This is a genomic window from Tardiphaga sp. 839_C3_N1_4 (assembly GCF_051811045.1).
Taxonomy (GTDB): Bacteria; Pseudomonadota; Alphaproteobacteria; order Rhizobiales; family Xanthobacteraceae; genus Tardiphaga.
Genome location: NZ_JBPWQD010000001.1, coordinates 2346711 through 2372136 on the forward strand (window position 1 = coordinate 2346711; position 25426 = coordinate 2372136).

Genomic DNA, 25426 nt, shown 5'->3' on the forward strand with positions numbered 1-25426 from the left:
GCGGCCGTCAATATGACGCGGCACGAATGCGCATTAATGTTTCAGGGTAGACAGCGACGATAAGTCGATCGATGCGCGACAACATACTGACGCAACGATTGGCCGAGACGACAAATTACGTGCCTCATCACGCCGCTTCAGGATCGCCTGCTGCGCATTTATGGCCATCCTCAAAGTGGCACTGATAACTTCACCCGAGGGCGTCGCGCATTGCCCAACGGGTCGATCAATGTCACGATGACAGCTTTATGGCGGTCTGCGTTTAACGGCCTAGCCGAGAACCGAACTCTTCGTCCAACCCTTGCTTAGGCGCTCCGCGCTTGGTCGTCTTAGGGACAGATGTAACTCATGGGCTTTGATCGTCGTGGCAGCTCGGGTGCGTCCAATTTCTTTCGCTATTTCCTCCGGCGGCATGGTTCCCGCCAAGTGGTGAAGCATTGCAATTTCGTCGGCAGTCCAAGGCCGGTGTAACATGGCCATCTTTACCTCCTAATACTCAACTCAACCCAATGCCTAATACGCTGCAAATTTCATTCCAGACTTCGGAATTGAACCGTAAGCAACCATGCGTAATCATGGTTGATGGGCAAATCTCAGCGGAGATCTGGTGGACTTTTCAAGGTAACAAAATACAGAACATCGCATCCGCCTGATCGGATGTTACTACTCGTCTATGAATTTTAGACGAAATCCGCCTCGCACCGTTGGTACTGTCTCGCCAACGAACATATGGCTGCTCGCGACAGAACTGCCCACTCGCTCGTGTGAGCGCAAATCCAACGCAAGCTGGTATCCTCAGGACAATCGCGACATTTGATCAGAAGCGGCGTCGCCGCTACGAGGCACGTCGCCCATGCTCGCCGATGCGCCCAAGGTCCATAACAATTTTCACGGCACGGTTGGGGAAGCTCAATAAGCTATTTTATCTTGGCACATACCTGACACCCGCGTATCGGCAGATGTTCGCTTTGCAATAGCATCACCCATTCGCTAATCGACGAACCCAGTATCTCTGGCCGCCCCTTCTGCGTTTTCGGACTTTGGGAAATTCCGAGGCGATCTTCGCTGCGCTCGATCACCGTGCGTGCTGCGCCAACCTTGGCCTATCGAATCGTACGCCCAGCGCATCGAGGCGTTCGCGAACTGATCCGCGATATGGACGAACGCTTTCCATGGTGAAAGCTTTCACACCAACCTTCGTCAGTAGCTCTTTGCGGCCCAGCGACATCGTCATCATGGACAACCTGGGACACCACAAATCCGCGGCCACCCGGCAGGCCGTCAACGCCGCCAAATCAAGGCTTTTATTCCCCTCCGCCAGCCGAGCAGCCGACGCACGACCTCATAAGGCCAAATGGCAACCGGGATGCACGTCGGAAAAGTGCGCTGACGCGACTCATTCAAGTCTGGATGGCCGCAATTGCCGTGCGTGTCGCGTTGCAGCTTCATGCTAAAATATCAGCGTGGATTCGCGATGCAGCCTTTCACCTTGCCCCTATGAACGCTTAAGCAGACCAGCTCATGGACCCGCTCGACAGCCCCAATTCCAGGCCAGCGCGTCTGGCAGCGCATTCATCACCGCAAGGAATTGCGGCTGATCTTGTTGCAGTGCTGGTAGCCGTGACCTCGGGCGAGCCTCGTGTTCTAACGATCCAGGATCAGCGCGCCCTGCCCTCCGGGCCTTTCGAACTCGCCCATCGTTCGCTGCAATCGGGACTCCGTGCCTGGGTCGAACGGCAGACACGGTTGCCGCTCGGTTATGTCGAACAGCTCTACACCTTTGCCGATCGCGATCGCGCTGGCGCCATTGGGCAGCATGTCATCTCGATCAGCTATCTTGGCCTGACCCGAGAACAACCGGCATTCGGCGAACACGAGGCCAGATGGCGCGGCTGGTATGATTATTTCCCCTGGGAGGATCATCGTGACGGCCCACCGCCGCTGATGGAGAAAGCTCTGCAGCCAGGGCTCAAAGCCTGGGCTTCTGCAGCATCCGACCGGGCGGCGCAGCGCGCTCGTCGGCAGCGTGCGGCAATGCTCTTCGGTTTCGAAGAGCACAGCTGGAACGAGGAACTGGTTCTGCAGCGATACGAACTATTATACGAGGCGAGACTGATCCCCGAGGCGACACGCGGCAATTCCTCGACATCCACGTCTACCCGTGAGGGTCTATCGAACACGCCGGGTCACCCCATGATCCTGGACCATCGCCGGATTCTGGCCACCGGAATTGCAAGACTCAGGGCCAAGATCAAATACCATCCTGTCGTGTTTGAATTGATGCCGGAGACATTCACGCTGCTGCAATTGCAACGCTGTGTTGAGGCGCTGGCCGGACGGCAAGTGCACAAGCCGAATTTCCGCCGCCTGATAGAGCAGCAGGAACTCGTTGAGGAAACTGGCGAAACCAGCCAGGACACCGGCGGACGTCCTGCAAAACTCTTCCGCTTTCGCCGTGCCGTCCTTGCGGAACGCGCCGTCGCCGGGACCAAACTTCCCGTCTCGGGGGCTTGACAAGACTTATACTCCATTACAGTATAACATATGCTCAACGAGAGTATATGCCATGCTGTCGATACCCGAACTACGTCCTTCGGAACATCTCTATGCGAAAGTGCGCCACGCGATCCCCGCGATCGAATGGTCGATGCTGTCAGAAGATATCGACGCGATCATCGCGTTGAAGCAAAGCCGCAACGCGGTCATCCTTGCCCACAATTATCAGACACCGGACATCTTCTACTGCGTCGCGGACATTGTCGGCGACAGCCTCGCGCTGGCGCGTGAAGCAATGCACGTGGAGGCCGACGTCATCGTTCTCGCCGGCGTTCACTTCATGGCTGAGACGGCCAAATTACTCAATCCGTCGAAGACCGTGCTGATTCCCGATCGCGGTGCCGGCTGCTCGCTTGCCGACTCCATCACGCCCGAGGACGTGAGGCTGCTGCGGCAAAACTATCCCGGCGTCCCGATCGTGACTTACGTGAACACTTCAGCTGCGGTGAAGGCCGAGTCGGATATCTGCTGCACCTCGGGCAATGCCAAGGCGGTGATCGAGTCGCTTGGCGTTGAACGCGTGATCATGCTGCCGGACGAATATCTGGCCAGGAACATCGCTGCCGAGACAGCCGTGAAAGTTATTACCTGGACCGGTCATTGCGAGGTGCACGAGCGCTTCAGCGCCGAAGAGGTGCGCCAATTGCGCGAGAACCACCCTGGTATCGTCGTACTCGCGCACCCCGAATGCCCGCCGGACGTCTTGGCGGAGGCCGATTTCGCCGGCTCGACGGCCGCCATGTCGTCCTACGTCGCAAGCAAACGACCACCGCGGGTCGTGCTTCTGACGGAATGCTCGATGAGCGACAATGTCGCCATCCAGTATCCGGACCTCGAATTCATCCGTCCGTGCAATCTTTGTCCGCACATGAAGACAATCACGCTCGGTAACATCCGTCACGCGTTGGAGACGATGCAGCACAAAGTCACGATCGACGACAGTGTCGCAGCGCGCGCACGCCTCGCGGTCGAACGAATGCTGGCCGTCACATGACAGCGTTGCACGATACGGACGGCGCTCCCCTCATCATCGGCGGCGGCATTGCCGGACTCATGACCGCCCTGGCGCTGGCGCCGCGGCCAGTATTGCTCCTGACCGGCGCACCGCTGGGCTCGGAATCGTCGAGCGCACTCGCACAAGGCGGTATCGCTGCCGGTATCGGGGCGGATGATAGTGCTTCGCTGCATCTGGCAGACACACTCGCCGCCGGTGACGGCTTGTGCGACGAGACCATCGCGGCCTCAATCCTCGCCGCAGCGCCCGCCGCAATCGAACAATTGGCGCGGCTCGGCGTCATTTTCGATCGGGATGCCAGCGGCAAGATAGTCCTCGGCCTCGAGGCCGCGCATTCGCGCCGCCGGATCATCCATGCCGGGGGTGACGCAACAGGCCGGGACGTTATTCGAGCCCTAGTCCGCAAGGTCCGCGAGACGCCTGCGATCACGGTGATCGAGGGGGCTACGGCACAGCGCCTGGTCGTCGAAGACAACGCAGTGGTAGGTCTTCTTGGCCATACCGGTCGAGGACCCGTGCTCTTTGCCACCGATCGTGTCGTCATCGCGACCGGTGGCATCGGAGGTCTGTTTCTGCATGGGACGAATCCGGCTGGATCCTTTGGCCAGGGCCTCGCGCTCGCAGCCCGCGCCGGCGCCGTCATGGCCGATCTTGAATTTATCCAATTCCATCCGACGGCGCTCGACAGCAAGTCCTCTCCACTGAAGCTCATCAGTGAGGCCGTACGCGGAGAAGGCGCGATCCTCATCGATGGGAATGGCGATCGCTTCATGGCCGGTGCCCCCGGTGCCGAGCTTGCGTCCCGCGATATCGTTGCACGTGCGGTCTGGCGGCACATCGCGGCGGGGCATCGGGTTTTTCTCGACGCAAGGGCCGTGAAGGGCCTCGACTTTGCGCGGCGTTTCCCGGCGATTACAGCGCTGTGTCGCGACGCAGGAATCGATCCTGTTACGCAGCCGATCCCAGTCCGTCCCGCTGCGCACTACCACATGGGCGGCATACGGGTTGACCAGAACGGGCGGACCTCCGTCGACGGCCTGTGGGCCTGCGGCGAAGCTGCCTGCACTGGCCTGCATGGTGCAAACCGGCTTGCCAGTAATTCACTCCTCGAGGCGGCCGTGTGTGGCGGCTGGGTTGCCCAGAATATTGCCGCAACGACCTCCACCCGGCGGCGCCAGCCAATGTTGCCCGATGGAGTAACAGACAGCGACCCAAGTTTGGTGCGCCCTATTCTGTCGCGTGCCGCAGGCGTGTTGCGCGATGACGAAGGCCTGCGTGCCGCCGCTCGCGCGCTCTATTCCCTCGCAATCTCGCAGCAAGCTGCAAGCGATCCCGCAATTGTCGGCCTGATGATCGTGATCGCTGCCTTGCGCCGCCAGGAAAGCCGTGGCGCGCATGCACGCACCGACTTCCCGAAGCACACGGGTCTGGCACAGCGTTCGACGCTGCGCCTTGATGACGCGCTTCAAACCGCGCGAGAGGACATCCCGGAACTCGTCGCCTAACCCAAAGGATCGCCATGACGCCCTCGCCGCTCCCCCATGTCATGATCGAGCCATTGGTTCGCATGGCGTTGCTTGAAGATCTCGGACGAGCTGGAGATCTCACGACCGATGCGATCGTGCCAGCCGACAGACGCGCCACGACACTTCTTGTTGCGCGCCAGCCCGGCGTGGTGGCCGGGCTCGACCTGGCTCGACTCGCCTTTCAACTGATCGATCCCGCGATCAAGATGCATATCGAGCGCAACGACGGCGCAGTCCTGGCGCCCGGCGACGTGATCGCCACGATCACCGGCCCCGCGCGAGGTATTCTCACCGCTGAACGGGTTGCATTGAATTTCCTGTGCCGCCTGAGCGGCATTGCGACGGCAACGGCGTCCGTGGTTGCTGCGGTCCGAGACTACCAGACGAAAATTGTCTGCACGCGCAAGACAACGCCCGGGCTGCGCGCCATCGAAAAATATGCGATCCGCGTTGGCGGTGGCAGCAATCACCGGTTCGGCCTCGACGATGCTGTGCTCATCAAGGACAATCACGTCGCCATCGCCGGCAGCGTAACCGAGGCGTTGAAGCGGGCGAACACCGGTGTCGGCCACCTGGTCAAGATCGAACTCGAAGTCGATACGCTCGATCAGCTGCGCGAGGCGCTCGATCACGGTGTAGACGCCGTTCTTCTCGACAATATGGACCCGGCGACGCTCACGAAAGCCGTCGCAATGGTCGCAGGTCGGGCGGTCACCGAAGCCTCTGGCCGCATCACACCCACGACAGCGCCACACATCGCTGCGACCGGCGTCGATCTGATCTCAATCGGCTGGCTCACCCATAGCGTCAGCGTTCTCGACATCGGGCTGGATTTCAAACGAGACGATTTGAAGATGTGAGTGAGGTTATTGATGTTGTTGCGGTCGAACTCAATATCAACAGAAAGCCTCAGCAACTATCCCGATTGCAACTTTGTACCAGTAGCTTCGTCGATCCCGCGCTGCGCGGCCTTCGTCCTCTAGCCCGCTTCTCTCGGGAGATCGAAAGCATCGGGTCTTTTCACTGCTCCGCAGTAAAATGCGCGCCCGATCAGTAAAGGCATCGTCAGGTTCTAACTTCGCGTGGCGACGTTCTTCAACGCCTGAGCATCGAGAAGGACAAGTGTACGATTCTTGACCAGAACCCAGCCGCACTCAGCCCAAGCGGATATGATTTTATTTGCGCGCTCCCGCGAAATGCCCACCATCTCGCTGACGCTCTGTTGCGTCATATTCACCACAAGGGATCCATCCATTTGCACATTCGGCTCCGCAAACTTTATGACGATATGGGCAAGACGAGCCTCCAGGCCGTGAAGGATCACCTCTTCCAGATGCTCGCTCGTCCATCTCAGGCGGGCACATAACAAATCAATGAACTTGGCAGCCAAAGCCGGCTCGGTTCTAACCAGGGGGATCAGATCGCGCCGCGCAATTCCCCAGATTTCACAATCGCTGTTCGCGATTGCATCGGTTGTTCGGTCGAGGCCATCCAGAACGGCAATCTCGCCAAATGTCTGACCGGCACCGATCAGATTTAACACCGCGCTCTTACCGTCAGGAGAGGATGCACACATCCGCACCGAGCCTTCCACAACTCCGAACAGGCATGTCCCAGGGTCTCCGCGTCGAAAAATGTAGTCTCCCCGTTCGAAGGTCTGGAAAGACGCGCGATGAAACAGCTGGGCAACCGTCTCGGGCGCGAGGTCGCTGAACATCGCGTTCATACGTATGGCCGCCTGACGGCCCGCTGATCTCGCTGCCTTCGCTTTCGACACCGCGATGTTCCCTGTGCTCCGCACCGGTCCCAAATCAAGGTCTGTTTGGACGTCCGCACCGATCCAGCCGGCCAGCCCCGATCCGCACAGCCAATGGTGAGCCGGGACCTGGCGCCTTTGTGTCTCCTGTTTTCGCGATGCGCTGTACGTCCGGACGATCGCAAGCAAGCTGCGAGATCATCAATCCCGAGATCAATCGTGTCACCTGCGGAGCCGCGACACTTGTCCCATTCATCGTCACAACGGAACCGCTGCGCGTACCGGCGGCAAGCAGATTCCTGTGTACTGGCGACTCGTCTCCAACTGCCGACACATCGGGGCTTCGAACGGAGGATGCGCCATCTGATGTCGCACGCCCTCCGGCCCCCGAATACTCACTGACGGCCTTGTCACTGCGACGATATGCACCCACGACGATCGCGTGCGTCCCTGTTGCCAATGCGTTGATCGTACTTTCCCTCCGTACCGGGCTGGAGCCCTTGTCATCTTGGTCTGGTCGCCCGGCAAGATCGAAGCGCACGTAATTCTCGTCTTCAAGCCGAGATTGCCGCCCTGACAACGGATAGCCAAATGGCGTGTCGCCGCGCTGAACCCAGACATCGACTGTCGTGGCTACGCCCTTGTTTTTGAGTTCGATCAGCCACGTCCCGGACGGCGCGGTCAGCGGGGGCATTGCGAGATCAGCCGTGGGGGCCACAGCAAGGAATATCTGCGATCGCTCCCCGACTGCAGTATAGTATTTCGCGAAAAATCGGAGCTGGCCTGATATGCGCCACTGCCAGTCCTGGTTAGCCCCAATCCAAGGACTGCGCTGGTTGGTCGGAGTGGTAATCCTGATGGCGATTTCGGGTTGGGACTTCTCTGTTGCCTGTTTGGGCAGCCACAGCTCCATAAAGCTGTTGGCCTTATTGTCGGGCTGCACGCGCCACTGCAAGCGTTTGTGCGACTGGCCAGGGACCGATGCCTGAGGCAGTTCGACCAAGGCATGACATCGCGCCAGATAGTGATTTCCGGCTGGCAGAACGACCCTGAGCGGTGCGGTGCGTGACGCTATCAACTCATCGATCGCAGCTTCGAGCTGCGACGTGCCGTCGTGCGGGCCTGCAATGGTTCCATAACTCAAATTGATGACCACAGGGATTGGCTCCGTTCCTTCGGCCGCCGAAATCTGATCCGCACGACTGAGTACATAGGAGATGGCGGCGTAGACATTCGGAGTCAGGAATGCGCCCGACGTCTCCTCTGTCACCCACTTCGGCAATTGAACGCCGATGATATAGGGAAGCTTGGGATCTTCGGGAACCGCATCCTTCGGATCGAGCCCGCAAGCAATGTCCATGACGTGCGTACCGTGCTTGGCGCGGCGAGCAACCAGCTTCTGGCCGGCCAACCGATAGAACTCCTCCTCATCCAGCAATCCAGCATGCGTGCAGGAAGTCAGCAGCCGATTGATCTCGTTCTCCTGCAGCTCGCGCCCCCAGCCGAAGCCCGTCGGCATGCCTGTATTTGTGTGATCATCCTGGTTCCAGAAGTACTTCACCCGCGATCGGCCATTCCGAAAGCGGAATCTCTCATGCGCGAATGCCAATCCGTCATCGATAATCGCAACAATTGCCCGCCGCGACGGCCTTGTGGCAAGCAACGGCTGCTCGATCGGGTCCGTCTTCTCGAACAGATGTGTCGTCGGCGTTCCAAGCTCGATTCGATTGATCGAGGGCAGCAGGGGCGCAAACCGTTTGGCCTCTCCGCGCGATACGTTGCCGCCAACAATTGCGGAAAGAGCTTCGCGCCTTGCGATCGCCATACAGCATGTTAGATCGGCACCTCTCAGCGAGGGCGGCGCCCCCTGATAGACCGCAGGAATTCGAATGAACTGATCCAGCCCCGAGCGCACGACGGAACGGGCAAGGGCTTCTGCTGGTCCATCAAGCTCCAGCAAGACCCAGAACCACTCACCCGGGAGATAAGCGAACTCCGTCAGCACTGCCCATTCGAGATAAGGTGAAACCCGCTTCCGTTGTTCTGCCATAACGCACACCTCGCGAATGCTATCGCCCTACCGCCATTTCCCAGCAACTACTTCACCTCTGCAAGCGCCGCGTCCCACAGCCACTTCATAATCGGTGATACAGCTGGCGGCGTGGAGGCGAGCAGATCGACATAGGGCGGATCAATCAGGGGGCTCAGCTTTTCCTGTCCGTTTGCTGGATTATAGAAATCATGGAAATTGAAGTCCTGAGTAGCTCCGTATCGCCCGCCGTCAAAACGCCAGGCGTTGAACCTCGGCCCACCTTTCGCCCGCAGAATGAAATAGCGGGCAAGCGACAGTCCAAGCACCTGACCGGCCGCAGTGTCGACCGGGAAATGGACACCGGCCACTGTGCGGTTGACCGCGATGCGTGCTGCCTGTCGCATCAACTGCTCACCTAGTCTCGGTTCGCGCCCGTACAGCTCCCACAGGATGCGCGCAATCATGTGATTTTCGGTTGAATGGCCGCTCGGAAATGTCCCGTGGCCCGGCGTCAGAATGATCGGTTGAACCTGAGACGACAGCTCATACGGTCGCCAGCACGCCAGAGCATGCTTGATGCGCATTTCCACCGCGGTCGCAAACCGAAGCGCAGCATCGAGCAGCTCTATCGTCTTCTTGGTGCGATCCGGATGTAAGTTCACCACCGAACTCCAGAACGCATATTGAGGGCCGAGCTGGGTCACGATTTCCGAAACACGATCCTCGCGAAGATCGGAATATTGATCCAGAAACTCCAGCTGGCCTTTGAAAGTGTCGACGGACGGGCGAATCAAAGTCGCGATCCGGCTCGATTTCGCTTTGGGGGACGGATCTGTCGCTGTGGTTTGAACATGGAACTGCCAGACCGTGACCGACTTCTCGCTCGGTGTCCGGGAGACGTTCTTGCCCTGATGCTTGTAGCTGAATCTCTCTGAGTGAGTTGTAAAATGGAGGTGCGACAGCAGTTCGAAGTCGATGACCGACGCCCGCACCCACGGCTCCCAGAGCGCGAGGTTCTTCTTGTCGTCCAGCGCACGCGGCGACCGATTGACGGTCTGACCGAGCCAGCTTCCGACGATACCGTCGCGGTGCTTGACGAGTGCATCGGCAACCAGCGGCGACCCATAACTGCCGTAGGGCCCGGCTCCAGCACCGCCTGCGCCGCCTGCCCCTCCGGCACCGCCCGCTCCCCCAGCACCACCGGCGCCGCCTGCGCCCCCCGCACCTCCTGCGCCGCCTTCAGGACCCATCGTGCACATGTTTTCGCTCCCGTTTTGCTAATTCGGTACACCAGCTCCCTGCAATGCGCTCGACCAGATGCGGCCGGTTTCATATCCCCCACTGGGGTGACGCTCGCGATATTTCGCGACGGTCAAGCCCGGCTCTAGTTTCATCAGTTCGGTCACCGTCTTCCGCGCCTCTTGCTGAAGGCCGAGCTGCCATTGCGCGATCGCCAGCGCGCGAAACGTGGATGTATGCGTGCGATTTGCGCGCAACGAACGGTTCGCAAGATCGATGGCGCGCTTGTATTGCCCGGCGGAGAGAGCAGCCGTTGCGGCTAGGGAATCGTAGAAGTATCTGTGAGGGTCGAGCGGCGACAGTTTCAGCGCGTGCTCGGTGTGTTCGACGGCCGACTTTCCTGCATCCTTGAAGGCGAGAAGCGTTCCCTTTAGCAGCCACGCCATCCCATCGTTGGGATTGACGCGCAGCGCGAGGTCATATTGCTCCTGCGCGACGTCAAACTGTTTCAGCAGATTGGTATGAGCAAAGCCCATAACCACCAGCGCGAGGGAACAGCGCGGATCGGCACTCAGCGCTCGCCGCCCGCAATCGAGCGCCAGTTGCGTATCCGCACTCCAGTCATCAGTCCATCCCTGCTGGACCCGCAATATGTGCCACTTCGCCATCCATGCCCATGGTACGGCCTGCCGGGGCATACGCTCGGTCAGGACCTGGAGCATCTGACGCGACCTGTGAAAATCCTGCACCGAAAGGCGATGCATGAGCGCGATCGCCCCCATCAACAACGTGTAGCTCTCGACGGTCGGGAGTGATTGCGACTGTGCACGTTCAAGCTCGCGCGCCATGATCGCCAAGCTGACCGCCGTCACAATGCCCGCGACAGCACCGTCCTTTCCGCTGATCAAAGCTGTCGCGCTACAAACGAACGAGTCAGACCAAACGATTGTCAGATTCGACGACGATGCCAGTTCGAGGTTCACCCGCAGCTTACTTCCGGCCTTGCGGTAAGAGCCCGACAGAACGTAGTTCGCCGTCAAATAGCTACTGATCTCCTCGACTGAACTATCCCGCCCGCGAAAAACAGAAGTCGACAGGCGCGAGATGACGTTCAGCTCCGATGAACGCGAAAGCGCGGATATGACTTCGTCGGCGAGCACTTCGCCAATGACCCGATGTTCCGGACCATCATCCAGCCCGGTAAAAGGCACGACCGCGACAGTGGCGCGCAACTTCGGCATTGATACAGCACCTGGCTCGATCACGGGTCGCGGCCCCGGCGGGCCGATACGATACGCTCGAACGGGTTCATGCACATGTTTAAGGTAACAAGCTCCCAAATCCTCGACGTCGGCATCCAATACAGGCACGAGTTGGTCGCGAACATCGGCCGATACAACAATTTCCCCCGGCCCCGCTAAACTTGTGAGTCGGGCTGCAAGGTTAACGTCAGCCCCGTAAACATCGTGCTCGTCAGCAAGAAGATGACCGACGTGAGCTCCTTCACGGACGAGGATATACTGATCTTGCGGAACGCCTTCATTGATAACCGCACACGCATTCTGGACGGCAAAGGCAGCTTTCACTGCGAGGGGAGATTGAGGGAATTCCATCAGGAGCCCATCCCCAAGGCTCTTTACAAGCCGCCCCTCGAACCGCGGCAGGATATCTTCATCTACCGTTTTAACGAGTTTACGCCATCGCTGTACGGTGCTGGCCTCGTTCTCTTCCATCAATCGCACGGACTCGACCACGTCCACGAAGAGCAGTGTGCGCACCACCCATTCCGGATTCTCGAACGCGAGTGAAGCGCTTGATCTAGCCATCAGCCTCGCTGGTCACTGTTCTGATCCGCACTCTTGTGCACTAATGCGCACAAACTCAGTATCACAGGCGGATCGCACTCAATTTTTCTCGCCAAGAACTTGTTAGCTTGAACAACGGCGATTTCAGGACGCCGCATCTGACAACTAGATTGCACTCACGTCGCGACGTGAGTTGACTTCGATACGCCAGCCGTCGTCTTCAATACGTGCCGCCGGACCGAATGGTGCTATCCCGATCATAGACCAGGAGTTCTTCAGCCGGCAACTGCGACCTGCGCGTAGCGATGGCGCCTCCGACCCTGACGACGGATGCTTATCGTTAAAGCCTGAAACGATCTGCTTCACGATGGCGGGGACTGCGGCGGTCTGCCCAACCACGATCGCACACATGAGGACGACGCAAATCACTCCGGCCCTAATCATCAAGCGGTGGTATAATCGACGATAGGATTGCTCCAGTTCATCTTCCAATGCACTCATGATTGCCTCCAGATAAGGCACATAGCCTTACTGCGTCCCGCTGGAGGTGGATGTGACGAGCGTCACATCTCGGGATGATTTTGTCTGATTGCCGATCCTCTTGTCCCGGCCTCGCCGCCCGTTGAACCAAAAGATGGCGTATCAGGCTACGCGTGGCTTCGAGGAAGCGCAGCGTACTCTTGGTCGTAGCTGGCGTAGGATTCCTTGAGCGTCGCCAGATTGAGCAGCATCGTCGCGACCAGCGCGTTTAAGCTGTCGAAGACTTCGGTGCGCACCCACAGGCTCTCGGTGCGCTTGCTGCCGGACATCGCGACGACCTTGCGGTCTAAGCGGTAGTCTTCTCCAACGAACAGCGGACCTAGCCGCAGCCGAATTTCCTGATCGGCGAACAGGCCGACTGCCGGCCCCTTGACCGGTAGCCGATCCTTCTTGCTGCCGTGCTGAAACAACACGCTGAGCATTTCCATCGGAATGATCGCGCGTCCCCATGGCGAGTTGCCTGCGCTCTCGGGCGCGTAATATGGCGACGGCTCGGTGATCACCTTGAGCTTCTGTTCCAGCGAGAATGGATAGAGCTCGCCCATGTTCTGATCGAAATCCATCCGAACCGTCTGCGATGCCGTGGTCATGCCAAGCTTGATGTCGCGCAGGATTACGGCATCACTCAGCGGCTTCAGCTCGGTGAGTCGGATATCCAGGGCGGAGGGCGGCGCGTCACTGCCGATCGATGCACTGCCGCGCAACACCTCGGTGCCATCCCGCTTCACCATCCTGATCGTGCAATAATGCCCGCCATCGATCGGCTTTTCGACAATGGCCTGCACCTCCTCGCCCTCAAAGGCGGCAGCACGATAATGCGCCGAGATACAGCCCGTCTCGAACCAGTCCTTGCCCCACAGTCGTTCGCAGAGCGGTGCAAACTGGCTGAAATGGGTCGGCCCCTCGATGGTGCCGCCCTTGAAGCCGAGCTTCTGCGCGGTGGCATCGTCATGGATGGATGCGTGAGAGTCGTAAGTCTGCGCATGGAGCATCTGTCGGGGTTGTCGCCACGGGCCGATCAGTGCATTTCCGGCATCCTCAATTACCGTATCGAATGCTTTTGATATCATCGGAAACTCCTCCGAGAATGTGAGCCGTCGGTTCGTTGTGGCTACCAGGTATCGACACAGGGGCGCTTGCGACCCTCGCGTTGCGGCGGCTTCGGCACCGAACGCAGGCCGGCCATCACCCAGCGCCGCGTCTCGGCGGGGTCGATGACATTGTCGATCTCGAACACCGAGGCGATTGAGGTCGCCTTGCCGTTGGCATAGAGCTCGGCGACTTTGTTCTTGTAATAGGTCTCGCGCTCCACCGGGTCTGAGATCGCCTCCATCTCCTTGCGGAAACCGAGCCGCACGTAGCCTTCCAGCCCCATGCCGCCGAATTCGCCGGTCGGCCACGCCGCCGTGAAGAACGAGGCGTGGAAACCACCGCCGATCATCGACTGCGCGCCGAGCCCATAGCCCTTGCGCAGCACGATGCCAAACAACGGCACCGTAATGCTCGCGCCGGTGACGAACATGCGCGCGACATGACGTACGATCGCGGTTTTCTCTGCCTCCGGTCCGACCATGAACCCCGGCGTATCGCAAAGCGACACGATCGGAATGTCAAACGCATCACAGAGCTGCAGAAACCGTGCGGCCTTGTCGCCAGCCGCCGCATCGATGGCGCCGCCGAGATGTTTCGGATTATTGGCGATCAGACCGAATGGCTTGCCCTCGATACGAATGAACGCCGTGATCATGCCGACGCCGAAATCGCGCCGGATTTCGAGCACCGAGTCCTCATCAGCGATCAGATCGATCACCGCGCGAATGTCATAGACGCGCAACCGGTTCTCCGGGATCGCACGGCGCAGCAGCCGCTGATCGGGCGCACGCCATTCTGTCACAGCGCCCTGGAAGTAAGACAGATATTTCTGGGCAGCCCGTGTCGCTTCCTCCTCGTCCTCGACCAGAATATCGACGACGCCGTTCGGCGACTGGAACGACACCGGCCCGACTTCGGCCGGATGATAGACGCCAAGGCCCCCGCCTTCGATCATCGCAGGACCGCCCATGCCGATCGAGGCGTTCTTCGTGGCGATGATAACATCACAACAACCGAGCATCGCGGCATTGCCCGCAAAGCAATAGCCAGACACCACGCCTATCACCGGGACGAGACCCGACAGCTTGGCAAACTGCACGAAGGACGGGCCATCGAGGCCCGTCATGCCGAGCCGGTCGGTATCGCCGGGGCGACCGCCGCCGCCTTCGGCGTAGAACACCAGCGGCATCCGCCATTGTTCAACCAGCGACAGCATGCGGTCGATCTTCTTGTGGTTCATATGGCCCTGGGTGCCCGCCAGCACCGTGTAATCATAAGAGATCACCATGCAGCGAGCCTCATGCTCGCCGAATTTGGCGGCATTGACCGTGGCCGTGCCGGCGACCAGGCCATCGGCCGGCGTGTTCTTGATGAGATCGTCGACCGCGCGGCGCCGCCGCTGGCCGGCGATCGCGAGGCTGCCATATTCCATGAAGGAGCCGTCATCGACCAGTTGCGCAATATTCTCGCGCGCGGTGCGCTGATTGGTCTTGCGGCGGCGCTCGACCGAAGAGGGCCGGTTTTCATCGAGCGTGATCCCCTGGCGAGCAATCAGTTCAGCGAGATCCGGCCGGATGTGGTCGAGATCAATCTCCGCTTCCTCGGTCGCCAGATCGCCGGCAACGTCCTGCGGCTCGATGTAAAGTATGGGCTCGCCCTGCATCAGCGTGACGCCATCGGATGCTGCGATCCGGATGATGCGACCGCCCTGCTCCGCAGTCACCAGATGCTCCATCTTCATAGATTCGATGATGGCAAGTTGCTGGCCGGGCCTGACAACATCGCCTTCGGCCACCGGGATGGACACGACCGTGCCCTGCAGCGGCGCCGCAACCGCGACCGATCCTTCCGGCGCGGGCTGCACGACGCCGGAGGGCGTCCGCACATCAGCGGTTGATCCGCTGGCGCCGAAAAGCGGCTTGCTCGCTGTCTGTGCGGCCCCGACCAGCTCGGCAACATTGCGATCGATGAAGCTGGTGCTGATCCGATTGGCCTGGAAGTCGGCATTGGCCAGGATCGCCTGCATCAGCGGGATATTGGTAGCGACGCCCTCGATGCGAAATTCGCGCAGTGCGCGCGTGCCCTTGGCGACCACATCCATCCACTTCAACGGCGAATGGACGATCACCTTGGCAAGCAGCGAGTCGAATGCCGCACTGGTCTTGTAACCGGCATAACCGAACGTATCGACACGCACGCCCGGGCCTGATGGCAGCTCGAAAATCGCGAGCGTGCCGCCGGTCGGCTTGGTGGCGCCGGTGGCATCCATGGTCTCCATATTGATACGAAGCTGCATGGCGAAACCGCGCGGGCTGGGCACCGACGCCTGGTCGAGGCCGAGCGACGCCAGCGTGGCACCACCGGCGACGGCGAGCTGCGACCGCACCAGATCGACCGATAGCACTTCCTCGGTCACGGTGTGTTCGACCTGCAGCCGCGGATTCGCCTCGATGAAGGCAAAGGCGCCATCGCCCTCGCCGGCTTCGCCATCGACCAGAAATTCGAAGGTGCCGAGGCTGTCATACTTGGCTTCGGCGGCAAGCTGTTTGGCTGCCTCGACGATCCGGCTGCGCAGCTTGTCGGACAGCGACGGGCTCGGCGCGACCTCCACCAGCTTCTGATTGCGGCGCTGGATCGTGCATTCACGCTCCCAGAGCTGGCTGATATCGCCATGGCGGTCGCCGATGATCTGCACTTCGATATGACGGGCATCGCGGATCAGGCGCTCGACATAAACGCCATCGCTGCCAAATGCCGCCTTGGCTTCAGACTGACAGCGCGCATAGGCGTCGTCGAGATCTGCGGCGCGTTCGACCACGCGCATGCCGCGCCCGCCGCCGCCGGCCATCGCCTTGATCATCACGGCGGCATTGCTGCCGAGCGACGCGAAGAACGCCTTGACCTCGTCGAGCGTCGACGGGCCTCTGGTGCCCGCGATGATCGGCACACCACAGCGCTTGGCGAGTTGCTTGGCTGCGACCTTGTCGCCGAACAGCTGCAATGCCGCGGGGGACGGGCCGACAAAGGTAATGCCCTCTTCGGCGCAGCGGCGGGCCAGATCGGCGTTCTCGCTGAGAAAGCCGTAGCCTGGGTGCAGCGCATCACAGCCGGTGGCTTTCGCGGCACCAATCACGCCTTCGATGTCGAGATAAGCACGCGCACCACGGCCGGGGATTTCCGTGGACTCGTCGGCAATCCGTACATGCAGCGACAGCGCGTCATCGGCTGGATATATCGCGACGGTGGCAAGGCCGGCATCCGCCGCGGCGCGCGCGATACGGATGGCGATCTCGCCGCGATTGGCGATCAGTAGCTTGCGAAAGGGCATCAAAACTCTCCGTGAACAACAGACGCGATCCGGGGCGGCATCGACCGCGCCCGGGGTCATGTAATTTTCGATCTACTGCGACGCGTTGGCGTCGAGTTCCTGCTTCTTCACCTTGCCGGTGGCGGTCATCGGCAGCGCGTCGATAATGCGGATCTCAGGCACCTTGTAGACGGCCATCCGTTCGGCACACCACGCCTGCAGTTCGGCTGGCGTGATGGTGCCCCTCTCTTCCGGCTTGAGCTGGATGAAGGCGACCGGCACCTGCCCCTTGCTGGCATCTTCGCGGCCGACAACGCCCGATCCGAGAACCTTCGGATGCTGGCCGAGCAGCGCCTCGATCTCCGGCGGGAATACGCTCATGCCCTTGACCTTCAGCATCTCTTTGCGACGACCGAGGAAATGCAGGAAGCCGTCGGTATCGATAGTGCCGATATCACCCGTCCGTAGCCAGCCATCGATCAGCGACTCCGCGGTCGCCTGTGGCTTGTTCCAGTAGCTCTTGAGCAGCGATGGCGTCCGCACGCGAATCTCGCCCTCGCCTCCAAGCGGCACGAGTTCACCTGTCTCGAAATCGGTGATTTTGAATTCGGCGCCCGGGACGGGAAGACCGACAAAGATCGGCTGCGACAGAAGATCGAAATCATCGTCCTGGAAGCCAGCCGTGAGGGTGTTGGATGTATGCGTCTCCGTCATCCCCCACGAAGCCTCCGTAAGGATCGTTCCAGTGAGATCCTTCCAGCGTTTGCGATAGGCTGGATTGAGCTTCTTCACGAACGAGACGACACGCACCTGATTAAGCGACGACAGGTCGAATTCCTTGAAGTGCGGATGATCCATCAGCTCGACGGCGCCATCGACCGGCATCGCAGTGACATTGACCTTGTAGCGATCGATTGCCGACAGCGCCCCGATCGCGTCCCAGCGGGCCAGCAGGACAAGCGTTGCGCCCGTAAACATCGGGAAGATCAGGCCGAAATTCTCACCGGCAATCCAGAACTCAGGGAAAAACGACAGGAAGACACTGTCCTCGTTGGCGACCACCGAGATGCCATGATTGGCCGCCGCCGTGTAGACCATGTCGCCCTGGGTATGCACACAGCCTTTGGGCATGCCGGTGGTGCCGCCGGTGTAGTTCAGCGCGGCCACATCGTCGAGCGCTGCCGGCGGCAGCGGCTTCGGCGCCGGCAGCACAGCCAGTGCCGGCAACAGATCGGTCGCACCGGCGACAGCAATACGTGGCGCGCGGATCGAGTCAGGAACCGGAATGGTCGGCCTGGCCGGGATGACATCGGCGAAGCTAGTGACGATCACCTCGCGCAGTTTGGTCTCGCCACGCACCTGATCAACCACCGGCACCAGCTGGTCGAGCGCCACGATCACTTCGGCATCGGTGTCGTTGAGCTCATAGGAAAGCTCGAATGCGCGCGACAGCGGGCTAACCGGCACATGGATGGCACCGAGCTTGAGAATGCCGAAGAAGACGATGTGGAACTGCGGGCAATTCGGCAGGAACACGGCGACGCGATCACCCTTGCGCACGCCCTTTTCCATCAGCAATGCGGCAAAGCGATCACTCTGCGCGTCGAGATCGGCATAGGTGGTGACGTGGCCGTAGAAGATCACCGCCGGGTGCTCGGGCCGGCGCTTCGCCCAGGCGCGTAAATATTCGGTCAGCGCGATTTCGCCATGCGGATATTGCGGCTTGTTGGGCGTGCCCTTGGGCCAGGCCTTGGCCCACAGCTCGTGCAGCCTGGCGAGATATTCAGTTTCTTTGGCGCTTGCGGTCATCACCGTCTTCCTTGTTTTTGGTCTTGTGTCAGTTGTGTTTCATTGTCGGATCGAGCGCGACGCGCAGCGATTCACCCAGTGTGTTAAAGGCCAGTGCGGTGAATAAGATCGCTAGGCCGGGCGGATACATCTGCTCGGGCGCGATTTCCATGTTCTGGTAGGCGCGCGCCAGCATCGAACCCCAGCTCGGATCCGGCGGCTGGATGCCAAGGCCGAGAAAGCTGAGACTGGCTTCAGCAAGCAATGCCGCTGCGAGCAGCAGCGTAACCTGAACGATCACGGGCTGAATGGCATTCGGCAGCACGTGGCGCCACAGGATGCGCGGCGTCGATCCGCCGAAGCAACGCGCGGCATCGACATAAAGCTCATTGCGCACCACCAGCGTACGCGCCCGGACCAGTCGCGCCAGTTGCGGCGAAAACACGATCCCCACCGAGATCATGCCATTGGTGAGACCGATGCCGAGCGCCCCCGTGACCGCGATCGCCAGCACGATGGCCGGGAACGACAGGAAGCTGTCGATGACACGGCTGATCACCGTGTCGACCCAGCCGCCGAGATAGCCGGCCAGGATGCCGACCGGTACGCCGATCAGGACGGCGATCGTGACCGCGAGAAAACTCGCATAGAGCGATGCCATGCCGCCATAGATCAGGCGACTGAGCGTATCGCGCCCAAGATCGTCGGCGCCGAGCCAGTGTTCTCGCGACATGGTCGCCAACGCCGCGTCGAGATCCTGTGCGGCCGGCGCGTATGGCGAGATCCACGGGCCGAGGACCGAGATCACGAACAGCGCAACGAGGAAGGTGAGGCTGAGCGCGCCGCGCAGGTCGGAAACGAACCAGCGCAAAAAGCCAGACAGACGTCGCGGCCGACGCTCGTGCGCCATCACAGCATCCGTCATGACGAGATCCTCGGATCGAGGACGCTGTAGAGAATGTCCGTGAGCAGATTGAGCGTGACGACGATCAACACCATGGTGAACACCACGCCCTGCACCACCGGGAAATCGCGGTTCATCGCGCCGTTGACGATCAATCCGCCCATGCCGGGAATCGCGAACACCGCCTCGACCACGACGGTCGCCGCAAGCAGGCGGTTCGCGAGCAGGCTGACGACGGTGAGCAGGTTGACGCTGACATTCTTCAAGCCGTGACGCCACAGGATGGACGATGGCGGCAAGCCCTTGGCGTGCAGTGTGCGAACCTGTTGCGACGACAGTATCTCGACGAGTGACGACCGCAACTGCCGCGCCACCTCGGCAATGCCGCCGGACGCAAGCGCCACCGCCGGCAGGATGGCATGACTGAGCGACGCCCACGGATCTTTCATGAGCGATACTGCACCTGTGGCCGGCAGCCAATTGAACTGCAGCGAGAAGAACGCCACCAGCAGCATGCCGAGCCAAAAATTCGGCACGGCGACACCGAGTGAAGCAATCGCCATGACGAAGCCGTCGATCCACGAGCCGGGCTTGGTTGCCGCGGCAATGCCCAGGGGGATACCGACCAACATCGCCATGAACAGCGCGAGGGCGACGATCAACAGCGTATGCGGCAGGCAGCGCTGGATCGAGGTCAGCACCGCTTCGTTGGAGATCAGCGAGCTGGAGAGATCGCCATGCGCCGCCTTCCAGAGCCATGAGCCATATTGCAGCAGGAACGGCTGGTTCAGGCCGTAGAGCTCGCGGATTTCGGCGATCCGCTGCTCTGACGCATTGTCGCCAGCAAGCGTCACCGCAACATCGCCTGGCACCAGCTTGAGCAGGCCGAACACGATGAAGGTCGACAGCACCACCACCGGGATTGCCTGCAGCAGGCGACGACCGATGATGCGGAGACGTCCGGAATTCAACATGCGCAATTCACACCACTTAAGGACGCCGCGATGATCGCGGCGCCGGTTGCTGTGTCGGGCGGATTAGCCGAGTGAGATGTTTTCGAATTTTGGCTTGCCGAGCAGATTGGGCTTGAAGCCCTTCACCTTGGCGGACAGCGCATCGAGCTCGAACTGGAACGCGAGCGGCGCCGACAATGCGTTCTCCACCGTGAACTTCTGGATCTTCGCAAACACTTCCGCGCGCTTGGCGAGATCTTCGCTGACACGGCTTTCCTGGATCAGCTTCGACAGTTCGGGATCAGCAGTGCGCCCGGCATTGTAATAGGCGCCTTTATCGAATCCGAGCGCATAGGTCATGCTCGGATCGGGACGCCCGGTCCAGGCCGATACCAAGAGATCGAACTTCTTCTCCGTGGCGAAGAACTGCGCACTGATTTCAGCGATGGTGCCGCGGGTGAATTTGAGACGGATTCCGGCCTTACCGAGCTGGTCCTGAATCACCTCGCCGCGCCGCACGGAATCCTGATCCGTATAGCCGCCGATGGTCAGTTCGAGGCCATCCTTGTAACCGGCTTCGGCGAGCAACTGCTTCGCCTTCTCCGTGTTGTACGGATACAGGCCGGCGACGTCCTTGTTGAACGCCCAGTGCGAACTCGGCAGCGTCATGCGTGCCGCCTCGCCCAGACCGTTCAGCGCCGCCTTGACAAAGGCATCGCGATCGAGCGCAAAATTAATCGCCTGACGAACCTTGAGATTGTCTAGCGGCGAACGCGCATAGTTCAGATAGAGCTGAATGCAATACAGCGTCGGTGAACTCACTGTCTCCAGATTCTTGGCACGCTCGATCACCGGCTTCAGACGCGCCGGCAACTGGAATGCCATGTCATTCTGGCCCGCGACAACCGAACGCAAGGCGGTAGCGTTTTCCGGAATGATGTTGAACTCAATGCCATCGAGATAAGGCCGGCCCTGGCGCCAGTACTGATCATGGCGCATGACGACGATGATCTCGTTGTCGTTCCAGCGCACGAATTTCCATGGGCCCGCGCCGACCGGCTTGCGGTCAGTTTCGTTGCCAAGCACCTTGATATTGGTCGGCGACACCATCATGCCGGCGCGATCCGACAGGATGGCTGGCAGCGCCGTATCCGAGTTCTTCAGTTTCAGCGTGACCTGCAGCGGGCCGGTGACCTCGACCGCGTCTACGCTGGAGAGATCGGGCTTGATGTTGGAGCGCTGGTCGGAGCGGTTGCGTTCGAGATTGAACTTCACGGCTTCCGCATCCATTGCCGTACCGTCGTGGAATTTGATGCCGGGGGTGATGTCGAGCACCATGGTCTTCGGATCGGGGAACGACCACTTCGCCATGCCGGGCTTCGGCTTCAGCGTCTCGTAGTCCCACTCCACCAGCGTGTCATACATGGTCCACAGGATGCTGTGATCGGAGCCGGCGCCACCTGTGGCGGGATCCAGCGACGACGGATTGGCCGGTGCAGCGACTTTCAGCACGCCACCTTTCTTGGCTTCCTGCGCCCAGGCAGGCAGGCCGAGCGCGCCGGTGACGACGGCGCCACCCATCAGCGCGAGAATGTCACGACGGCGTAGTGTCCGCGTGCCGAGATCGATGGTGGTCATTCGAAAATCCTCCCGTTGATTATGATGCGCGTTGCGCTTTTTGATTGTCTGGCGGTGGACCGTCTGCCGTGGCGAAATGGCAGGCCACGCGGTGTCCAGGCTTGACGTCGCGCCAGGCTGGCACTTCTTTGGCGCAACGCGGCTGCACCGAAGGGCAGCGCGTGCGGAAGCGGCAGCCGGATGGCGGTGCCACAGGGCTTGGAATTTCACCCTCGAGAATGATGCGGCGATCGACGCGCAGATGCGACGGCAAGGGGACGGGCTCGGCCGAGAGCAGTGCGCGCGTATAAGGATGCAGCGGATGTTCGACGACGTCCTCGGCCGGGCCGAGCTCCATCAGTTTGCCGAGATAGGTAACGGCAATGCGATCCGAAATATGCGAGACCACCGAGATATCATGGGTGATGAACACATAGGTCAGGCCGAATTCCCGCTGCAGGTCGGCAAACAGGTTGAGCACGTCGCCGCGAATGGAGACGTCGAGCGCCGCGACCACTTCGTCACAGACGATGACCTTCGGTCGCAGCGTCAGCACGCGCGCGATGTTGACGCGCTGTTTCTGGCCGCCGGACAGCTGGTGCGGATAACGATCGGCCGCCTCGTCTGCGAGGCCGACACGCTCAAGTACCTCGATGCCGCGGCGGCGGCGCGAGGCGTGATCGCCCTCACCCATGATTTCCAGCGGCTCGACCACGCTATCGATGATGGTCATGCGCGGATTGAGCGCGGCATTCGGATCCTGGAAGATGATCTGGTAATCGCGGCGGTGCTTGCGGAACGCGCTTGTGCCGAGGGCAGCTGGATCGGTGCCGTCATGCAGGATCTGACCATGACTCGGCGGCAGCAGCGACACCAGCGCGCGGCCAAGCGTGGTCTTGCCCGAGCCAGACTCACCGATGATGCCGAAGGTCTCGCCAGCGCGGACCTCGAAATCCATACCGTCGATCGCCTTGACAGTGTTGCGGCCATCGCGGGTCGGAAACAGGATCCGCAAGTCACGCACCGCGAGAATCCCGCCGCTGTCGCGATTGTGGTTCCGCATGCCTGACATCAATTCACCGCTCCCGGCAGCACGAGTTCGGGAGCACGCCAGCAGCGCGCGGCACGACCATTCCCGATCTCGACCATCGGCTGGTTCTGCGCGCAACCCGCAACGGCGTGTGTGCAACGTGATCGGAAGCGGCAGCCGGCCGGCATCGCATTGGGCGACGGTACGCGGCCGGGGATCGAGGCCAGCACACCACGGCGCGGGCTGAGGCTAGGTAGCGAGCGCAGCAGTCCGGATGTATAGGGATGACGCGGCCGCATCAGCACGTCGTCCACCGGGGCATCCTCGACGACTTCGCCCGCATACATAGTGATCATGCGGGTGCAAGTCTCGGCGACGACGCCAAGGTCATGGGTAATGAAGATCAATGCCGTGCCGGTGCGCTCGCTCAACGAACGCAAGAGATCGGTGATCTGCGCCTGCACGGTCACATCGAGTGCCGTGGTGGGCTCGTCGGCCACCAGCAGCTTCGGCTTGCAGATCAACGCCATCGCGATCATCACGCGCTGGCGCATGCCGCCCGAGAGTTGATGCGGATATTCGTCGCAGCGCCGCTCCGGTGCGGGGATGCCGACCTCGCGCAGCGCCGCGATCGCGCGCTCCCGCCCTTCTGCACGGCTGACGGGAAAATGGACGCGATAGGCTTCGCTGATCTGGTCGCCAACCGTGAAGACAGGATCGAGCGCGCTCATAGGCTCCTGGAAGATCATCGCGATCTCACGGCCGCGCACGGCGCGCATGCGTCGCGGCGACAGCGTGGCCAGGTTGGTTCCGTTGAACAGGATATCGCCCTGGATTCGCGCGGATTGCGGCGGAAGCAGCCGCAACAATGAGAGCCCCGTGACCGTCTTGCCGCATCCACTCTCACCGACCAAACCAACGCGCTCGCCCGGCGCGATGGTGAAGTTTACATTGCGAGTGATCGGCAGAGCGCCTTTCGCAGTCGCGAAAGACAACGATAGATTCCGCACTTCCAGCAGCGGCTGCGGCGAAACACCCGCATCGGGCATTCCGGCAACGCCTGCTGCCGTGGGAGCGGAGATGTCGATCGCGCCTGTCATCGCGCTTCGCCAGCCGGAGCACGACCCATGACGCCGCGCATCGTCCACTGCTGCAGGGTTTGCCGGTGCTGCACTTGCATACACGGATGAAAGCCGCAGACGCGTGTCTGTTGGGGTGTTGTCAGTCGGACATGCGCCGACGCGAACAGAGCCGCCATGTTCACCTCCCTTGCCATCCCTGTTCTGCAGATCTTGCATCGGGACGTTCCATCGCGATCCGGCTTGAGCCGGTATGTATTGAAGCGACAGTAACCCAATGAAGGGGCATCGACTGTCAATTGTCAACAATTGACTTCTACAGTAGACAGGACCGTATGACGCGGCAAGCGTGCATCGACAGGAGGCGGCCATGGCAGCGACACTTCGCAGGCCATTCAATAACAACCAGCACGACGTCGAACGGAGATTTGCGCCGCGCACGATCCCCGACCAGGTTGCGGAGGAACTCGGTGCCGAGATCGTCTCCGGCCGTCGCAAAGCGGGCGAGCGTCTTGTCGAACTCGACTTGGCACGCGATTTCGGCGTCAGCCGTGGCCCAATCCGTGAAGCGATCCGCATTCTCGAGCGCCGACGCCTGGTCGACATCTTTCCGCGGCGCGGCGCCTATATCAGGCCGCTGTCACTCAAATCGGTGGCTGACCTGTTTAATGTCCGCACCGCACTGTCGATGCTGGCAGTGCGCACCATGGCGACCACGCCGGTCGAAAGCTTCATCGACACATTGGCGCGCCGCTGCGACGAGTTGAGAGTCGCTGTCGAGATCGATGATCCAATGGCTTTCGCACACACCACGACGCGGGCGGTAAAGACCATTGCGCGCGGCTCGGGCAACGAACTGCTCGTCGAACTGCTCACCGATCTTGCCAATCAAACCGTATGGGAAACCATATGGAAGACGCCGCTGGACTATCAGACCCGCGACATCCGCCGACTCAGCGCTGACCTGATGGCATCGACATTGAAGGCGATCCGGCAGCGCAAGCCGAATGCCGCTGTCACACATCTCGGTCAGCTTCTGGAAAGTGATCGCGACCGCGCCTTGTCCACTCTATCGCGCATTCGCGGAGAGACATTCGACCTGAGTGCGTTAACACATAGCGATGGGCACGATATTATGCCGGCCGAGATTGCGCCTGCTCCGCGCGGGTGAAATTCGACGGGTCGGC

Annotated in this window: 18 protein-coding genes and 1 pseudogene; 6 read left to right on the plus strand and 13 right to left on the minus strand. The window is 60.7% G+C overall.

Annotation, left to right across the window (positions count from 1 at the left end):
- Positions 1-1211: 1211 nt before the first annotated feature.
- The 5 genes and pseudogenes from AB8A38_RS11305 to nadC all read left to right on the plus strand — a co-directional run.
- Positions 1212-1310 (plus strand): annotated as a pseudogene (locus AB8A38_RS11305) (IS630 family transposase); the annotation flags it as partial.
- A gap of 211 nt (positions 1311-1521) precedes the next feature.
- Positions 1522-2514 carry an NUDIX hydrolase gene (locus AB8A38_RS11310; RefSeq protein ID WP_439086049.1) on the plus strand — a complete coding sequence of 331 codons (993 nt, stop codon included), beginning with the start codon at positions 1522-1524 and terminating at the stop codon, positions 2512-2514.
- A gap of 52 nt (positions 2515-2566) precedes the next feature.
- Positions 2567-3550 (plus strand): quinolinate synthase NadA, encoded by a 984-nt coding sequence (nadA, locus tag AB8A38_RS11315; protein ID WP_439086050.1) that lies wholly within the window; start codon positions 2567-2569, stop codon positions 3548-3550.
- Positions 3547-5076 carry an L-aspartate oxidase gene (locus AB8A38_RS11320; RefSeq protein WP_439086051.1) on the plus strand — a complete coding sequence of 510 codons (1530 nt, stop codon included), beginning with the start codon at positions 3547-3549 and terminating at the stop codon, positions 5074-5076. Before nadA ends, AB8A38_RS11320 begins: the two co-directional genes overlap by 4 nt.
- 14 nt (positions 5077-5090) lie before the next feature.
- Positions 5091-5957: a carboxylating nicotinate-nucleotide diphosphorylase gene (nadC, locus tag AB8A38_RS11325; RefSeq protein WP_439086052.1), complete on the plus strand. Its 867-nt coding sequence runs from the start codon at positions 5091-5093 to the stop codon at positions 5955-5957.
- A gap of 212 nt (positions 5958-6169) precedes the next feature.
- Here nadC and AB8A38_RS11330 read toward each other — a convergent pair whose 3' ends face one another.
- The 13 genes from AB8A38_RS11330 to AB8A38_RS11390 all read right to left on the minus strand — a co-directional run bounded on the left by AB8A38_RS11330 (position 6170) and on the right by AB8A38_RS11390 (position 24260).
- Positions 6170-6874, minus strand: a complete 705-nt coding sequence (locus AB8A38_RS11330) for a Crp/Fnr family transcriptional regulator (protein ID WP_439086053.1) — start codon at positions 6872-6874, stop codon at positions 6170-6172.
- A 34-nt stretch (positions 6875-6908) separates the two neighbouring features.
- Positions 6909-8903, minus strand: coding sequence for a S8 family serine peptidase (locus AB8A38_RS11335; RefSeq protein WP_439086054.1), 1995 nt, complete (start codon positions 8901-8903; stop codon positions 6909-6911).
- 47 nt (positions 8904-8950) lie between these two features.
- Positions 8951-10144 carry a phosphatase PAP2 family protein gene (locus AB8A38_RS11340; protein WP_439086055.1) on the minus strand — a complete coding sequence of 398 codons (1194 nt, stop codon included), beginning with the start codon at positions 10142-10144 and terminating at the stop codon, positions 8951-8953.
- An 18-nt stretch (positions 10145-10162) separates the two neighbouring features.
- Entirely contained in the window at positions 10163-11902 is a 1740-nt protein-coding gene (locus AB8A38_RS11345) for an adenylate/guanylate cyclase domain-containing protein (protein ID WP_439086056.1), read from the minus strand.
- 192 nt (positions 11903-12094) lie between these two features.
- Entirely contained in the window at positions 12095-12430 is a 336-nt protein-coding gene (locus AB8A38_RS11350; RefSeq protein WP_439086057.1) for a hypothetical protein, read from the minus strand.
- A 146-nt stretch (positions 12431-12576) separates the two neighbouring features.
- Positions 12577-13539: a hypothetical protein gene (locus AB8A38_RS11355; protein ID WP_315841099.1), complete on the minus strand. Its 963-nt coding sequence runs from the start codon at positions 13537-13539 to the stop codon at positions 12577-12579.
- A gap of 41 nt (positions 13540-13580) precedes the next feature.
- Positions 13581-16889 carry a carboxyl transferase domain-containing protein gene (locus tag AB8A38_RS11360; RefSeq protein ID WP_439086058.1) on the minus strand — a complete coding sequence of 1103 codons (3309 nt, stop codon included), beginning with the start codon at positions 16887-16889 and terminating at the stop codon, positions 13581-13583.
- 72 nt (positions 16890-16961) lie between these two features.
- On the minus strand, positions 16962-18677 hold the full coding sequence (locus AB8A38_RS11365; RefSeq protein WP_439086059.1) for an AMP-binding protein: 1716 nt from the start codon (positions 18675-18677) through the stop codon (positions 16962-16964).
- A gap of 28 nt (positions 18678-18705) precedes the next feature.
- On the minus strand, positions 18706-19581 hold the full coding sequence (locus AB8A38_RS11370) for an ABC transporter permease (protein ID WP_439086060.1): 876 nt from the start codon (positions 19579-19581) through the stop codon (positions 18706-18708).
- Entirely contained in the window at positions 19578-20534 is a 957-nt protein-coding gene (locus AB8A38_RS11375; protein ID WP_439086061.1) for an ABC transporter permease, read from the minus strand. Before AB8A38_RS11375 ends, AB8A38_RS11370 begins: the two co-directional genes overlap by 4 nt.
- A gap of 63 nt (positions 20535-20597) precedes the next feature.
- A complete protein-coding gene (locus AB8A38_RS11380) occupies positions 20598-22151 on the minus strand; it encodes an ABC transporter substrate-binding protein (protein WP_439086062.1) in 1554 nt (517 codons plus the stop codon).
- Positions 22152-22170: 19 nt separating this feature from the next.
- On the minus strand, positions 22171-23193 hold the full coding sequence (locus AB8A38_RS11385) for an ABC transporter ATP-binding protein (protein ID WP_439086063.1): 1023 nt from the start codon (positions 23191-23193) through the stop codon (positions 22171-22173).
- A gap of 8 nt (positions 23194-23201) precedes the next feature.
- Positions 23202-24260, minus strand: coding sequence for an ABC transporter ATP-binding protein (locus AB8A38_RS11390; RefSeq protein WP_439086064.1), 1059 nt, complete (start codon positions 24258-24260; stop codon positions 23202-23204).
- Between the two features lie 349 nt (positions 24261-24609).
- Between AB8A38_RS11390 and AB8A38_RS11395 the strand changes: the two genes are divergently transcribed.
- Positions 24610-25410 (plus strand): GntR family transcriptional regulator, encoded by an 801-nt coding sequence (locus tag AB8A38_RS11395; protein ID WP_439086065.1) that lies wholly within the window; start codon positions 24610-24612, stop codon positions 25408-25410.
- Positions 25411-25426 lie beyond the last annotated feature (16 nt).

Coding starts and splice junctions, on each gene's coding strand:
- nadA (WP_439086050.1), top strand. CDS start 2,567: ATGCTGTCGATACCCGAACTACGTCCTTCGGAACATCTCTATGCGAAA.
- AB8A38_RS11320 (WP_439086051.1), top strand. CDS start 3,547: ATGACAGCGTTGCACGATACGGACGGCGCTCCCCTCATCATCGGCGGC.
- AB8A38_RS11390 (WP_439086064.1), bottom strand. CDS start 24,260: ATGACAGGCGCGATCGACATCTCCGCTCCCACGGCAGCAGGCGTTGCC.
- AB8A38_RS11365 (WP_439086059.1), bottom strand. CDS start 18,677: ATGACCGCAAGCGCCAAAGAAACTGAATATCTCGCCAGGCTGCACGAG.
- AB8A38_RS11310 (WP_439086049.1), top strand. CDS start 1,522: ATGGACCCGCTCGACAGCCCCAATTCCAGGCCAGCGCGTCTGGCAGCG.
- AB8A38_RS11360 (WP_439086058.1), bottom strand. CDS start 16,889: ATGCCCTTTCGCAAGCTACTGATCGCCAATCGCGGCGAGATCGCCATC.
- AB8A38_RS11395 (WP_439086065.1), top strand. CDS start 24,610: ATGGCAGCGACACTTCGCAGGCCATTCAATAACAACCAGCACGACGTC.
- AB8A38_RS11380 (WP_439086062.1), bottom strand. CDS start 22,151: ATGACCACCATCGATCTCGGCACGCGGACACTACGCCGTCGTGACATT.
- AB8A38_RS11340 (WP_439086055.1), bottom strand. CDS start 10,144: ATGTGCACGATGGGTCCTGAAGGCGGCGCAGGAGGTGCGGGGGGCGCA.
- AB8A38_RS11375 (WP_439086061.1), bottom strand. CDS start 20,534: ATGTTGAATTCCGGACGTCTCCGCATCATCGGTCGTCGCCTGCTGCAG.
- AB8A38_RS11370 (WP_439086060.1), bottom strand. CDS start 19,581: ATGACGGATGCTGTGATGGCGCACGAGCGTCGGCCGCGACGTCTGTCT.
- AB8A38_RS11355 (WP_315841099.1), bottom strand. CDS start 13,539: ATGATATCAAAAGCATTCGATACGGTAATTGAGGATGCCGGAAATGCA.
- AB8A38_RS11385 (WP_439086063.1), bottom strand. CDS start 23,193: ATGCGGAACCACAATCGCGACAGCGGCGGGATTCTCGCGGTGCGTGAC.
- AB8A38_RS11335 (WP_439086054.1), bottom strand. CDS start 8,903: ATGGCAGAACAACGGAAGCGGGTTTCACCTTATCTCGAATGGGCAGTG.
- AB8A38_RS11350 (WP_439086057.1), bottom strand. CDS start 12,430: ATGAGTGCATTGGAAGATGAACTGGAGCAATCCTATCGTCGATTATAC.
- nadC (WP_439086052.1), top strand. CDS start 5,091: ATGACGCCCTCGCCGCTCCCCCATGTCATGATCGAGCCATTGGTTCGC.